The organism is Niastella sp. OAS944 (genome assembly GCA_024809215.1).
In the GTDB taxonomy this organism is placed as follows: domain Bacteria; phylum Bacteroidota; class Bacteroidia; order Chitinophagales; family Chitinophagaceae; genus Niastella.
In genome coordinates, this window is the sequence record JANUBW010000002.1 from 726,167 (window position 1) to 741,653 (window position 15,487).

Genomic DNA, 15,487 nt, shown 5'->3' on the forward strand with positions numbered 1-15,487 from the left:
TTTACATTTTTATTAATTGCAAAACTATCGGCCGCATAGTACATTTGCCGGTACATATAACGTTGTTAGGTACTATCAAAAATGTAAGTAATGCGAAAGGAGAATTCAACCAATACCATCAACAAACAAAGAAATGAACAGGTATGCGGTATGTTCTATACCCTCAGTGTTGTTGGCGGCAGATGGAAACCTGCTATCCTGTGGCGGCTCACCCATGGCAAAATGAGGTACAGCGAATTACGCGATTCCATTTCCATTGTAACGGAGCGAATGCTGGTTTTACAATTACGTGAGCTGGAAAAGGATGGACTGATAAAAAGGCTTGTATATGCCGAAGTTCCGCCCCGGGTTGAATATGAGCTCACCCCCAAAGGCATTTCCCTGGTACCCATCTTACAAAGCCTGAGCGACTGGGGAGACGAAAACAGAATGGGCTAATGAGATAATGGGCTAATGTGCTAATATGCTAATGGGCTAATATCCTAATGAGATAATGTGATAATCTGCTAATGTGATAATGTGATAATCTGCTAATGTGATAATGCCTGAATTTCGGAGTTCCTGATAATTATCAGCAGTTTGACCCGTCGGCTATTGCCGATTGCCGATATTGCCGATTGCCGACACCTTAGCCAGCATACTTTTTTGTACCATTGTTGCAAATTTCTCCTATTTTTGTACCCGATGACAGGTAACCGCATTATAACAAAGCTCACCACCCTGGTGCTTATTCTGGTGTTCAGCCAGAAAATGGGGATGAGTTTGTACCTGCACAATTGGTTACACGCATCCCCACAGCACACATCTTCTTCAAAACCCATTTCAAGCCAGGAAATTCAGTTTGCCTGCGGTTGTATCAATGATTTCAACCTGCCGTTTACTGAAACTATAGTACCTGAATTACAGGTGCCGGTGATCATAATGCATAAACCGCACACCGAACCTGTTTATTCTTTCCCGGCCGTTACTAAGTACTTCCGCTCCCTTCGCGCTCCCCCGGTAAGTTAAATGCCAATGTGATAATTAGCTAATATGATAATGTGATAATGCCTGAATTTCGGAGTGCCTGACAATATTCAGCGTTCCGCCCTATAAGCTGTATTTCATTATCGAATTATCTCATTATCCAATTATCACATTATAACATAATCCTGTATTCATTAGCACATTATCAAATTAGCACATTAGCTAATTATCATACTATTCATTTATGAAAGCAATAAATGCAATTCTTACATTTATATATTGCCTGTTTAGTTTATTTTCCTATAGCCAGCAAAATCTTACCACAAGCAATCATCACACACCTGTAACAGCAACACCAGCCGGTGTTCTCTCAGGAAAAATAACAGATGCTAAAACCGGCGAAACCTTACCCGGAGCCAGCATATATTTACATGACCTGAAGAAAGGCACCATGTCGGATGATAAAGGCCAGTACCGTATTGCGAATTTAAATGCCGGAAAATACCTTATTGAGATCACTTACCGCGGATATTCTTCTATAATAGAAACAGTTGCCATAAACGGCGATACCCAAAAAGACTTTGAATTAAAAGAAGCGGTGGTAGAAAATGAAGAAGTTACCGTAACCGGCGTTTCTTCCGCAACCCGCATCAGGCAATCGCCACAACCAGTAGATGTATTAAAGAAAGAACAACTCTTTAATGTTTCTTCAACCAACGCAATTGACGCATTAAGCAAAACAGTACCCGGGGTAAACGGGCTAAGCACAGGGCCGGCCATTACCAAACCTTTTATTCGCGGTTTGGGTTATAACCGGGTTGTTACCATTAACGATGGTATTCGACAGGAAGGCCAGCAATGGGGCGATGAGCATGGTATTGAAATCGACGATTACAGTATTCAGCGTGTTGAGGTGTTGAAAGGCCCCGCCTCTCTTATGTATGGCAGCGATGCCCTGGCCGGTGTTATTAATATCATTTCACAACGGCCCGTAGCTGATGGTCATATTAACGCCAATATATTAGGAGAATACCAAACCAACAATGCCCTGCGTGGCTTTTATGGCGACGTGGCCGGTACAAAAAATGGCTTTAGCTGGAACGCCTACGGCTCATACAAAGGCGCACAGGATTATAAGAACAAATACGATGGCCGTGTTTTCAACTCAAAATTTTATAACCAGAATTTAGGTGGAATGCTGGGCTACAGCGGCGCCTGGGGTTACAGCCACCTGCTCGTTAGCAATTTCGATCAACGTATAGGCATGGTAGAGGGCGAACGTGACAGCGCCAGCGGACAATTTCTTAAAGCATTACCAGGGGGTGATGAAGGCATTGCCACCAGCGATGATTTCAAAAAAATATCACCGGCCGTTCCTTATCAGCATATCAAACATTTCAAGGTTTCATCGGAGAACAACTTTGCATTGGGTAAAAACAGCCTCGATGTAGTAGTAGGTTATCAGCAAAACCAACGGCAGGAATTTGGCAATCCCGATGAAACCGAAACACCCGATGCCTGGTTTAATCTAAAGACCGTGAACTACGCCCTTCGCTGGCACCTTCCTTCCACGCAAAACTGGAAAACAACCATTGGTGTAAACGGCATGTCGCAAAACAATACCAATAAAGGCGAAGAAGTGATCATACCCGATTATGATCTTTTCGATATTGGTGGTTTTGTATATACCCATTACAATAAAAATAAATGGTCGCTCAGTGGTGGCCTGCGTTTCGACACCCGCCACGTTGATGGCAAACAAATGACTATTGATAACGATCTGAAGTTTGCCGCCTTCTCACGTAACTTCAGCAATATTTCGGGTAGCGTAGGAGTTAGCTATGCCGCCAGCGATCTTGTAACACTCAAAGCCAATGTAGCCCGTGGTTTCAGGGCGCCCAACCTGGCCGAACTAGCAAGCAATGGCGCACATGAAGGCACCAACCGCTACGAACTGGGCGATAATGATCTTAAATCGGAAACCAGCTTACAAATTGACGGCGGGTTTGAATTAAACTCAGAGCACGTGTCACTGGAGACCAGCATATTCTATAATCATATTAAAGATTTCATCTTTTATGAAAAAGTGTTGGGCAGCACCGGCGATGATTCTGTAATGATCGACGATGAAACCGGTGATGAATTGAAAGTATATCGCTTTGATCAAAAGGATGCCAATTTATATGGCGCCGAACTGGCACTTGATATTCACCCCCACCCGCTCGACTGGTTACACTTCAGAAATGCATTTTCGTATACCCGCGCTCAATTCACTGAAGAAGTGGATGGCATTAAGAACATTCCATTCATTCCTGCAGCACGGCTGTTCACCGATTTGGCAGTAAGCCTTTTACCAAAAGGAAAAGCTTTACGCAACCTGCACATCAACCTCGAAAGCGATTATACTTTTAAACAGGATAACCCATTTACCGGTTTCGATACAGAGACTGCCACACCTGATTACTGGTTGATCAACGCCGGTATCGGCGGCGATTTCGTAAGCAAAGGAAAAACCTTGTTCAGTCTGCGTTTCACTGCCTATAACCTGGGCGATGTAGCGTATCAAAATCATTTAAGCCGGTTAAAATATGCAGCCGTTAACAATGTAACCGGCAGAACGGGCGTTTTTAATATGGGCCGCAATTTTGGCATCAAGCTAAATATACCGCTCGATTTTAAATGGAATTAATAAAGCAATTTTGAGATTTCGGAATTTGGGGATTTTGAGATTTCATCAGAGGCTTGCCCGCTGACAAATCTCAAAATCCCTAAATCTCAAAATCAGAAATCAGGCTTATTTATCTTTGCGCCATGGGCAAAAGATCAACCAGCGCCTTACCCGAAATACCACAGTATGTTTTGAAAGGCTTCCGGCCCTTACACCGGCAGGAAGACGATACATCTGATTTCGGCTATAACCGGCTCGATACTATGCAACCGGTTGAAGGTTTTGAATTGTACAGCAGTCGTGGGTTAAAACCATCGTTAGGTCCGCTTAAATCGGCCTTTTATCGTATAAGCATAACCATTACCGGTGGTGTAGATATACAAATAGGTCTCGAACATTTTAAACACCAGCAACGCACAGTAAGTTTTACCTGGCCCAACCAGGTGTTTTCCAAAAGCAATATCAGGGCCGATACATTTGGCTATTACCTGTTGTTCAATTCAGGATTTATTCAGGAGCTCATTACTACAGGCAGCATTCCACAGGAGTTCCCTTTCTTTGATGTAACGGGCACGCCTTTCTTTCAACTATCACCCGACGAAATTGAACGGGTTGAACAATTCATTCTCCATATGAATGAAGAGCTGAAAGGCAACCGGCCCGGCAGGGAAAAAGCCATCAGGCTCTACCTTTATCTGCTTTTACTGGAAGCAAAAAGAAGTTACGAACGTCAGCAATTACACGCTCATGCCACCAACGCCGACAATACTTACCTGGTTTCCCATTTTCAAAAACTGGTGAGCAGGCATTTTTTATCAAAAAGAAAGGTTACCGATTATGCCAGTCTGCTTGCGGTAAGCGCCAATCATTTAAACCGCATGGTAAAAGATATTACCGGCAAAACCGCATCGGAGGCTATATCGGAAATGCTTGTACAGGAAGCCAAAGCGGTTTTGAAATATACCACGGCAACTATTTCTGAAATAGCTTATCAACTCAACTTTAGTGAACCGGCGGCCTTTAATCGCTTCTTTAAAAAAATGACCGGCGATACAACTATGGCATATCGTAAGAATGTATCGGGTCAATACAATGCATGATTTGGTCAATTTTGCAAGGCAGTTTTCGCAGGACATTTGTTCTACAAAACAGAACAAAATGAATACAATATTCGAAAACAAAAAGGCAGTAGTAGTAGGCGGGTCCTCAGGTATTGGTTTGGCAACAGCCCAAATTTTAGCAAACAGCAAGGCAATAGTGACCATTACTGGTCGCGACCCAAATAAACTAAAACAGCTACAACAAACCACTGCCTTACAAACGCAGGCAGTTGATAGCACCAGCCGTGAGGCGCTCGATGCCTTCTTTAAACAAACCGGCCCTATCGATCACCTGGTAATTTCAGTAAGTGGCGCCAAAGGCATGGGTAATTTTGCCGAACTATCGTTGCAGGACCTGCGCGAAGGGTTTGAAGGAAAATTCTGGCCCCAGCTCAACACCTTGCAGGCGGCCCTTCCCTATATTAATAAAACCGGCAGTATTACCCTCATTACGGCCATTTCATCAATCGCTAAAAAGCCCGGCACATCGGGGCTTGCGGCCATTAATGGATCGCTGGAGTTAATGGTACCTGTTCTTGCCAGGGAACTGCAACCCATTCGCATCAATGCCGTTTCTCCCGGCGTAGTAGATACGCCCTGGTGGAACTTTGTACCTGAAGAAGCTAAACAGGAAACCTTCAAACAGTTTACTGGCAACATACCCGCAGGCCGTGCGGCCACAGCAACCGAAATAGCCGAAGCTGTAATTTTTACACTTTCTAATAACTATATGACCGGCTCTGTGATCCATTGCGATGGTGGCTTTAGTTTAATGTGATAATTAGCTAATGAGATAATGTGATAATGAAATACAGGCTCGCGACTATTCAGAAGGCAGCGCAGAGGCATTATCACATTATCGAATTATCACATTATCACATTATTAAATTACCGTATTGGGTATTTCAGGCCCTGCATCAGGTATTGAAAAATTAAACTTATAAATTTCAACCGTTTGAATATGCGAACATCTCGTAATGGGAAATAATGATGGCATAATGCTTGTGATTTAAAGCAACCAAATAAATTGATCATTTACATTTTTTTATTGAAATAAAAAGATAGGAATGATTTTAGTTGCGATAAAGCGAAATTCAAACGTGCGACCTTTTCCTGAGGTAACTGGTTAATTGAGGTCAAGTGCTACCGCCCATAAAAAGCAGTTCCAATACATGTTGGTGAAGAAATTGAAACTCTGTGCATATGCACGGAACTTAGCTTGTTTTTGTTTTAAGTTCAGAAATACACTTTGGAAAACCATGAATGGGGTTCCTGATCAATACATAAAAATGTTTCACTCCCTATTGGTTACAGGGCATTATTATGTTGATGAAGGAACTCATTATTTATCTGCCGTAGCGGATAATGTAAGAAAATGAATATCCTGGAAGAACCCGCCCAATGTCTATGATCCACTGGTAAAGAGTCATCCGCCAATTGGCGTATGACTCTTTTTTATTGTTTATATCTATTTTTCCCTAACATTGCCCAAAAATTATTTGGCAGCCTGGCGAAAGCCCGGGAAAAAGATATAATATTTGCAAAATCAAGGCGTTAACAACGTACGCCATCGAAAATATAAAACCGTTTAGATGAAAAAAAAGAAAACCGTCTCGCAGGGCGGCACTGCTTCAACCAGCAGCTCTCAACCGGTTCAACCATCACCAGCGGCCACTCAACCAAAACAAGCTCCCACGGCCACCACCAATGGTTTCAAGGCATTTATCTTACTGGTGGCGGCGGTTATTTCTATGTTGATATTCTTTGGTATTGAACCCAATAAACTCTGGCTCAACCAGCGGATTTTACCCTATTGGGAAGATTATAAAGAACAAAAGCTGAACCTCGACCTCGAAGAACGTAAACTGGCACGGTACCAAACCGATTACCTGTTTGCCAAAAACGTTACCAGCTTTTTTGAAAAAAGAGGCAATGCCAATAAAGTATTGCTGCTGCTGCCGCCTACCGACTATTTCGCAGCAAACGGCCTGCAGATCCACGTTCCCGAACCAGCCGTTTTTTATTACATGACGGGTTTGAAAACTATTTGGGCCAACAGCCCCGAAGCAAATAAGGCCAACTGGGTGCTTACCGCTAAAAATGGCGGACTGGGCTTTGACAGCGTCATCAATAAACAGGTTTTGCAGGACACCATCGCAGCATTTAAAAAATTCAAAATCACTTTATGAGCGGCATAATGATCATTGTACTCTTAACGATCATCCAATTCATTGCAGGTTTTGGCATCCTGAACCTGTTTAAAATTGACGGAAAACCAGGCCTGTTCATACCCCTGGCCATCTTATTAGGAGTGGCTGTTTTTTCTGTAATGCCGTTTGTATTACAGCTGGCCTACATTCCGCTTACGTCAACTAACGTATTCATTTCAATAATAATAGCCTGTGTTTTATTGAACATAAAGTTCAAATCGGGTATTGCCCGCTTAAACGAACTTAAGTCCAATATCAGGTTTAAACCTAAATTGTATGAACTGCCGTTTGTGATCATGATCGCGTTCATCATTTTCGTAAGCGCCTGGCGTTGTTTTTATTTTCCGCCCACTCCCCGCGACCTTACCTCAGGAGCCGAAGTGATTGCCGAATATGCCATTCGCGAAAAGACCATGATCAATTCGGTTTTCAGTGTAAACCTCGAAACCACCAACAACGTTTTCAAACCGCCTTTTATAACCTGCTTACAGATCATATATAAATATGCCGGATTTGAGTTCGGCCAGGTATGGTTAAGCACTATCGTAGCCTGCTTTATCATCTTCTTGTACCAGGCCCTTACACTTACGGTGCACAGGATCTTTGCCGGGTTACTGGTGTTGTTCTTTATGGCCATTCCCGAAATGTTTGCGTACACCTTTATGGTGCTGTTTGATTATAGCAATGCCGTATTCTTTTGCCTGGCCATTTGGTACCTGTACCGGTTTTATGAGAACCAGCAACGTAGTTACCTGGCTTTTGCCGGTTTGCTGATGGCTATTGCTACCTACATAAGGTCAGAGACCCTGATACTTGCCTGTTTAATGATACCGGCAATACTATGGCATCATTGGAAAAATAAGACGGGAATTGTAAAGGGATTGGTGAGCAGTGCATTTTTTGTGGCGCCATCGGTACTGGCCTATATTATCTCAATCACCATTTTCATAAACCGCTACCTGCCGGTGCAATATAACATTGGCCAATTGGTGAACAATAACCTGTTCGATCTGTCGCCGCTGTTTAACCGTTTTTCAGAAATAAACAGCCAGCTCATCTTTAGCGATATGGGTGTAGGGTACTATGGATACTTTATTTACTTCTTCATTTTGCTGTTGGCGCTGGAGCTGGTGGTAAAACGAAAACTAACACCTGCCACCCGTAACTGGCTGTATGCCGTGCTGGTTATTTACTTAGGCTTTCCGTTGCTGGGTTATTTATTGCCCCTGCTCGATCTTAATAATTCAACCAAAAGAGGTTTGTTTAAATTATTTCCATTAATGCTTTTGTATATGGCCAATAACAGCCTGCTGGTAAGCTGGTCGCAAAAGATACTGAAGTGGGAAACTAAATAGGTATAAACGAAAAAACAGGTTGACGAGTTACCTTGTCAACCTGTTAACTTATATACTTGTCAACTTTATTTCTTTAATCCTTTGAAGATTTTAAAACTACCTAATCCCGCTTTCTGTAAGAAATACTGCATACTTACCCGCAAAACACCCAATCCATAAATTGAGCTGCGTTTGAAGTTGATAGAAGAGGCTTCATCAAAATACTTGGTAGGACAAGTGATCTCGGCTATTTCATAACCTTTGAAAAAGATCTGTCCAAGCAGTTCATTATCGAAAACAAAGTCATCGGAATTATCCTGGAACGGGATCGACAGCAGCACTTCTTTCGAATATGCCCGGTAGCCGGTGTGGTACTCAGACAATTTCTGTCCCATCAGAATATTCTGTGTCATAGTAAGCATGCGGTTGAAAAAGTATTTGTACAACGGCATGCCACCTTTTAATGCGCCTTTGCCCAAAATACGGGATCCCAGTACAACCGGGTACACATTATTGGCAATCAGTGAAACCATGGGGGTTATCAATGCGGGCGTATATTGATAATCGGGGTGAAGCATTACGATAATATCGGCGCCAATTTCCAGGGCTTTATTATAGCAGGATTTCTGGTTTCCACCATAACCCTTGTTTTTCTCGTGCCTTACAATATGCTGAATACCAATTTCGCGGGCAACAGTAATGGTATCATCTTTACTGGCATCATCAACGAGGATCACATCATCAACAACAGATCTGTCGATTTCATCATAGGTTGGCCGGAGAGTTTTGGCTGCATTATATGCCGGCAGCACTACTACTACTTTTTTTCCTTTAATCATACTTAGTAATAACGATCAGTCAAATATAAGCGTATCCCAGACGGGATAATCCGGCAATAATAAAGCATTTACAGCATTTTTCAGCCAAAATATCTATTGCTTTTGGTTCCTTGTTTATTATGGCTCTGCCGCTATGGTTAATTTGTGGGGTACTGCCTCATACGGCGCTTCGGCGGCCGGTACGGCCATTACTGCTGCCGATCTTTTTAGCAATGCATTGCCCACCGCACAATCGAGGCATTTTTTAGGGTCGCAATAGTGGGTTTTAAGCTCGAGCAACGCTTGCGAATCACAGGCGCTTTTATTTACAATACCCAATTGGGAATAGCCGTTGGTGATGGAGTTATTTTCCGGTTCCAGCTCATCGAGCCAGTTCAGCGCCCTGTTCTTGTACGGTTCTTCATTGTGTAACAACCCATAGGCGAATAAAACCGGCACCACCGTATTGATAATGAGTGTATCTATCATTTGGCTACCCATCTTTTTGGGCTTGTTTACCGAATCTTTTTGAAAGGTATAGTGGTTATCCCAAAAACCGCTGGGGGTTATTGAAAGCCATTTTCTTATATCGCTAAGTTGAGTGGTATCCTTAATGTAAGCAAACAAATGGCTCGACTGGTGTACTAACATGGCCAACTGAGCAAGGCGCACCGTTGGAAAATTCACCGGCCGCATTCGCAGAAAATGCACAGCCTGCCTAATGGGTTGCAGTTTATACTTTGTTTTTAAATGCCGGTATTCACGTTGCAACATGATTGGGTATTCATCTTCATACTCGCCTTCGAGCAAACCACACTGGCCAAACAACAAAGCCTCCAGCATTGGTAATTGGTTCTTGTAGCGGGCAAGCAGGGTTATGGGCAAACTTTTGGCCAGGGCCTCGAATGGCTCAAAATTTAAGGCAGCCCCAAAGTTGCGGGCCAGCAGCCACCAAAAGGTTTCTTCCCAATGCTGATTGGTTTGTAGCAAAAACGAAAAAACGGTAGCTGATTTTCGTTGCATCCGCTCTGCAAGTAACCTTTCGCGCCATGAGATCCAAATAATGCGCGACACATCGCCTACCTGGCTGCCGCAGGCAATAAAGCCGGCTTTATTACGCATCCAATGCTCATATTGGCTTAATAACATAACCGGCACTTTCGATTGTAACGAAAATACCGGAATGCGGGTATCCCTATCGGGTAAATCGTTATCCCATACCACATGCAGCACCACATTATCGTAATTACGATCGAAATGATGGGCATGCTTGTACCAATCGGAGGTTTTTACATGTATTTCAACATGCCCCACCCACAATGTATTTTCAATTTTGATCTTTGCTTCAAGAAAATCGGGACCCTGATTGGTATTATAACGACCGGCATGAATTACCTGAAAGGTATCGCCGTTATCGAGCACCAGCCTGTCTTTATTAAAATACTGGAACTGCCAGAGGTATTGTAAAAGCCTTTCTGTCATAAAAAATTAGCAAATAAGAAAATAAAAAAATGAGGAAATATGCAAATGCCTTAGAACCGTTTAGATCCTATGACTTGCACAATTTGCTACTGTACAGAGTGGCTACTAATTGAATTATTAAATGAAAATACCAAGAGAGCGAGTTACAAATAAGACCTGCCTACACCAAACTTACAACTTTTTCCTTTACTAAAATATTTCGCATTCCATTTCTTTTACACATTCTCTATTTTACTCATTTTCACATTATCTTTTCCAACGCCGACACTACCCTGCTAACGGGCAGCCCCATTACGTTATAAAAATCTCCCTGAATTGATTTTATACCCACCACACCTATCCATTCCTGTATGGCATAAGCGCCGGCTTTGTCGTAGGGTTGATATTTGTCAACATAAAAAGCTATCTGTTCGCTGGTAAGCGGGTGAAACCATACATCGGTAACATCGGCAAAGGCAATTTCCTGTTCTCCTTTTACAATTACCACCCCGGTAATTACCTGGTGTTTGTGGCCACTTAAACGGGCAAGTATATCCAACGCATCTTCCCTGTCCTTCGGTTTACCTATAATGGTATTTCCAAACACCACTACCGTATCGGCAGCAATAATGATATTATCGGCATGGTTAAGCGATTCATACTTTTGTTTTACCGCAAGGGCTTTTTCCCGGGCTATGTGTACCGGTACATCGGGCACCGGCATATGGGGCGGGTAGGTTTCATCGGTAGACTGCACCACTATCTCAAACTTAATTTCAGCCCATTCAAGCAATTGCTTGCGGCGGGGCGATTGGGATGCCAGTATAATGCGGGAGCCCTTCATATTTATGAGTAGAGTTTAAAGAACAGCATCGATAAAATACCGCTCAGCATGATCAACTTTAACCAGGTGCTTATTGAATGAAAATTAGCCGGTGTTATGGCTTTTATCAGTTTTCGCAACAATAATATTAAGGGAATAATGATAAACAAAACACAATAGGCAGCCGCCCACCACCATTCAAAAGGTAGTATATATGCCGTCATAATAACAACGGCGGTAAGGAGTACTATAAGCCAGGTGGCCGAAAATATTTTAGCGGCATTGATGCCCCATACAATAGGCATGGTACGGCAACCATAACGGGCGTCGCCATTTATATCTTCCATATCTTTTACCACTTCCCTTATAAGAGAAATAATAAAGGCAAAACCTGCATACAGGAAAGTACGGCGCATCAGTTTCGACGCTTCTATTTGCGCATATAGCTCAGGTTTCTTTATAACCACATAATGTGTTATAAAGCCTATCACTAATATAACCCAGGCGGTAAGCAATGAAATGATCACATTGCCGCTTAGTAATTTCTTTTTGAATATGGTGCTGTAAAACCAAAGGGCGGCTACGCAACCCATATTGGCTGGTATCAGCCACCACACCCGTGTTTTCCAGGCAACATATGCGCTAAGCACTACGCCAGCCCCCGATAACACCAGGTGCCAGATGATGGCCCAGCGGCGTTTGATGATCTTTTCAACCACCAGTTTATTGGGCTTGTTCACCAGGTCTATGTTCAAATCGAAATAATCATTGATAATATAACCGGCCGCTGCTATTAACACCGAGGCGGCTATAAGAATAAAAAAGAGGGGTGTTGTAAGCACCGGCGGCGCCTGTACTTTTTCGAAGATGGGCCTTACTATACAATACTGAAACAGCAATTGGGTTATGGCAATGAACAATAGGTTCACTGAACGTATAAGGCGTATAAATGCTGCCAGTAGTTTCATAATAAAAATCTCAACTCACAAATCTCAAGACCCAAATAAAAAACTCAAAATACAAATCTCAAGATCCAAAGAATAAAAACCCAAATCTTACACAACAAGTTCCAAACACTTCTCCGGTTACTGAATTTGGTTTTAGGGCTAATGTTAGGGTTTTAAAATTTGTTATTGTTTTTTAGAATTTGGGTATTGGAATTTATTTGGATCTTGGAATTTGATTTTTGGGATTTACCGACTACGTACATCAGTATGTAGTTCCCAGTTATTGTTCAGCTTCAGCACTTTTTCAATCACGTCGCGGGCACAGCCCTGGCCACCGGGCAATAACGAAATATAATTGGCTATCTGTTTTATTTCGGTTGCGGCGTCTGATGGTGCACAGGCTACCCCTACCTGTTGCATTACTTCATAATCCGGAATATCATCACCCATAAACATTACTTCGTTCCAGTTCAGGTTATGCTGTGTTACATATTCCGAAAGTTTGCCCTTTTTATCGGTTACCTGCATAAAAACATCGTTTATACCCAGCCGGTTTAACCGCTGCGTAACGGCATCACTTGCCCCGCCCGAAATAATAACAACCCGGTAGCCCTTTTTCACGGCCAGCTGTAGGGCAAATCCATCTTTAATATTCATGCGTCGTACAAACTGTCCGTCATCAAAAACAAACAGCGTACCATCAGTCAGTACGCCGTCTACATCAAAGACGAAAGTGGTGACCTGCTTAAATTTGTCTAAAATGCTCATGCTTATTTGAATGGCTGCAAAAATAAGTCGAAAATCCCTGTTATGCCAGAGATGAAATGAAGAAATCGGGTAGCCTTAAAATAAAAAAGAGTGGGCCACCTTTAAAAAGTGACCCACTCTTTTATTTATATACAAAGAATCGAATGTATTTACTGCTTTTTATTTACATCGGCATAAACCAAGTTGGTTTGGGTAACCATGTCGTTTAACACATTGGTTGCCTCGTCGAGGTAAGGATCATTACGCAGGATCTTCAGCCAGTTCTTGAAACGTTCCAGCTTAGCAGCATCGCCAGCACCTTCTACACGCTTCATGTCGTCGGCCAGGGGCTCAACAGCCAGTTCATGCGGTAATTTGTTCTGGGTTTCAATTTGTTTAGCAATGGCCTTGTTCTTTTTCTGCTCTTCTACGTATTTTTTCAGGCTTAATGAAACCTGTTTATCGCTTTGTTTAGCCAGCCATTCAGCGTTGTTGTGAATGGTGGTGAACAGTCCATTATTTTTAAGACGTTCTGCGCTGGCCTTTCTAATCGGATTCAGGTCCAAACCAAATTTCCAGCGGTTGTAATCGGCCTTTTGAATTTCATCCCATGCCAAAGCATCCGGATTGTCTTTCTCCCTGATCTTGGTGTACTCAAAAATATCGGGGATGTTCACATCAGACGCTACGCCGCGCAATTGGGTAGAACCGCCATTGATACGATAGAACTTCTGCAGGGTGAGTTTAATGGTTCCCAGTTCGCTGTTAGGATCAAGGAAACCCATTGTTTTATCTAAACCAATGTTACGTTGAACGGTACCCTTACCATAAGTAGAAGTGCTACCGATGATAACGCCACGGTCGTAGTCCTGAATAGCTGCAGCAAAGATCTCAGAAGCCGAAGCGCTGAACTCATTAACCATTACAGCCAGTGGACCATCATATAAAACCGATTTATCGCGATCGTAGTAAACCTGTGGTTTGCCTTCACGGTCTTTAACCTGTACAATGGGGCCGCCTTCAATGAACAAACCAACCATTTGCACTACATCGTATAATGAACCACCACCGTTGTTGCGAAGGTCCATAATGATGCCGTCTACTTTTTGTTCTTTTAATTTTACGATCTCTTTGCGAACATCTTCCGAGCAACGGGCGCCCTTTGGATTATCAAAATCGGCGTAGAACTCAGGCAGATAAATAAACCCAAGTTTACCTTTAGGCGTGTTGATCACTGCGCTGCGGGCAAAAGTTTCGTCCTGTATAATTTCATCGCGGATGAGGGTTACGGTTCTAACCGAACCATCCGTTTTTCTGATTCCTAAACGTACTTCAGTTCCTTTTTTACCACGGATCAGTTTCACGGCATCCTGAACAGTATAACCGGTAAGGTCAACAGGTTCAGCGGGGCCCTGTGCTACTTTAATGATGGCATCGCCAACACCAATTTCGCCCGATTTTAAGGCAGGGCTGCCAGCCAATACAGAACCGATCTTGATCAAACCATCTTCTTCACGAAGTGAGGCGCCAATGCCATAAAAGCGACCACTCATTTCTTCATCGAAATACCGTTTGTCAACAGGCGGCATAAAGGTGGTATGCGGGTCCATTGACTCGGTGATGGTTTTTACAAATTCGTTAAACCGGTCGTCGTCGCTTACTTTAAATTTCAGGCGATTGTAATTACGGTCCAATATTTTTAAAACCCGGTCACGGGCTTCCTGTTCCAGTTGCTCATCAGTTTTTGCTACAAAGTTTTCCTTGCCTTTATTCTTATCACGATCTTCCATGAGGTCGTAATAGCGCTCAAGCGTCAGGTATTTTAACCGTTTGCGCCAGGCCTCTTTTCTGTCGGCTTCAGTTTTAGGATAATCTAACTTTTCATCATTGAAGTTGGCCGATTCATCTTTTGTGAAATCGAAAGGTTTGGCCAGTATCTCTTTATAGATAGCCTCAGTTTCCGGTAAACGCTTTTTATAGATCTCGGCTACGGCCGGAACAAAAGCTACCGCCCCGCCCAGGATCTCATCATCTATTTTAGTTTCGTATTTTTTCAACTGTTGAATATCCGATTGCAGCAGCACATTTTTCTGATCGTCGATCTTCTCCCCCAGGAATTTCTTAAAGATCTCCCTTGAAAAATTATCGTCGATCTTTTTTGGACTGTAATGGATCTCAGAAAGCATCTCCCCCACATTATGAAGTATTTTTTCATATTTCGTTGGCGGATTACCATTACCCAACCCAAAACCCAGCGAACGGAACGCCAGGATCAGACCAGCACCGAATAATAGCAAGACAATGGGTAAATTTTTTCGTTGTAGCATATATTTTAAAACTTTAGGCATCAATTCAAAAATAACGATAAAAAAGATGGGTTGTTGCACTAATAGTATAATTAACAAGCCATTTT

13 protein-coding genes are annotated in these 15,487 nt (G+C 42.7%); 7 read left to right on the forward strand and 6 right to left on the reverse strand.

Annotated elements, in window-relative coordinates:
• Positions 1–90: 90 nt before the first annotated feature.
• From GGD38_RS13535 to GGD38_RS13565, 7 genes are all read left to right on the forward strand, one after another.
• The gene (locus tag GGD38_RS13535; RefSeq protein WP_375300302.1) at positions 91–438 is read left to right on the forward strand and encodes a winged helix-turn-helix transcriptional regulator; all 348 of its coding nucleotides are present in this window, start codon (positions 91–93) and stop codon (positions 436–438) included.
• 246 nt (positions 439–684) lie between these two features.
• Positions 685–1,008, forward strand: coding sequence for a hypothetical protein (locus GGD38_RS13540; protein ID WP_375303832.1), 324 nt, complete (start codon positions 685–687; stop codon positions 1,006–1,008).
• A 202-nt stretch (positions 1,009–1,210) separates the two neighbouring features.
• Complete coding sequence (locus GGD38_RS13545; protein WP_375300300.1) at positions 1,211–3,655, forward strand: TonB-dependent receptor; 2,445 nt, start codon at positions 1,211–1,213, stop codon at positions 3,653–3,655.
• Between the two features lie 122 nt (positions 3,656–3,777).
• Positions 3,778–4,734, forward strand: a complete 957-nt coding sequence (locus GGD38_RS13550) for a helix-turn-helix domain-containing protein (protein ID WP_375300299.1) — start codon at positions 3,778–3,780, stop codon at positions 4,732–4,734.
• Between the two features lie 58 nt (positions 4,735–4,792).
• Positions 4,793–5,512 (forward strand): SDR family oxidoreductase, encoded by a 720-nt coding sequence (locus tag GGD38_RS13555; RefSeq protein WP_375300298.1) that lies wholly within the window; start codon positions 4,793–4,795, stop codon positions 5,510–5,512.
• Positions 5,513–6,326: 814 nt separating this feature from the next.
• Positions 6,327–6,923 carry a hypothetical protein gene (locus tag GGD38_RS13560; protein WP_375300297.1) on the forward strand — a complete coding sequence of 199 codons (597 nt, stop codon included), beginning with the start codon at positions 6,327–6,329 and terminating at the stop codon, positions 6,921–6,923.
• The gene (locus tag GGD38_RS13565) at positions 6,920–8,299 is read left to right on the forward strand and encodes a glycosyltransferase family 39 protein (protein WP_375300296.1); all 1,380 of its coding nucleotides are present in this window, start codon (positions 6,920–6,922) and stop codon (positions 8,297–8,299) included. The genes GGD38_RS13560 and GGD38_RS13565 overlap by 4 nt, the downstream gene beginning before the upstream one ends.
• Before the next feature lie 65 nt (positions 8,300–8,364).
• Here GGD38_RS13565 and GGD38_RS13570 read toward each other — a convergent pair whose 3' ends face one another.
• The 6 genes from GGD38_RS13570 to GGD38_RS13595 all read right to left on the reverse strand — a co-directional run bounded on the left by GGD38_RS13570 (position 8,365) and on the right by GGD38_RS13595 (position 15,401).
• A complete protein-coding gene (locus GGD38_RS13570; protein WP_375300295.1) occupies positions 8,365–9,117 on the reverse strand; it encodes a glycosyltransferase family 2 protein in 753 nt (250 codons plus the stop codon).
• 117 nt (positions 9,118–9,234) lie between these two features.
• Complete coding sequence (locus GGD38_RS13575) at positions 9,235–10,578, reverse strand: DUF2851 family protein (protein WP_375300294.1); 1,344 nt, start codon at positions 10,576–10,578, stop codon at positions 9,235–9,237.
• 241 nt (positions 10,579–10,819) lie between these two features.
• The gene (locus GGD38_RS13580) at positions 10,820–11,401 is read right to left on the reverse strand and encodes a Maf family protein (protein ID WP_375300293.1); all 582 of its coding nucleotides are present in this window, start codon (positions 11,399–11,401) and stop codon (positions 10,820–10,822) included.
• Positions 11,402–11,403: 2 nt separating this feature from the next.
• Entirely contained in the window at positions 11,404–12,348 is a 945-nt protein-coding gene (locus GGD38_RS13585) for a geranylgeranylglycerol-phosphate geranylgeranyltransferase (protein WP_375300292.1), read from the reverse strand.
• A gap of 225 nt (positions 12,349–12,573) precedes the next feature.
• Complete coding sequence (locus tag GGD38_RS13590; RefSeq protein WP_375300291.1) at positions 12,574–13,095, reverse strand: KdsC family phosphatase; 522 nt, start codon at positions 13,093–13,095, stop codon at positions 12,574–12,576.
• Between the two features lie 149 nt (positions 13,096–13,244).
• Positions 13,245–15,401 (reverse strand): carboxy terminal-processing peptidase, encoded by a 2,157-nt coding sequence (locus GGD38_RS13595; RefSeq protein WP_375300290.1) that lies wholly within the window; start codon positions 15,399–15,401, stop codon positions 13,245–13,247.
• Positions 15,402–15,487 lie beyond the last annotated feature (86 nt).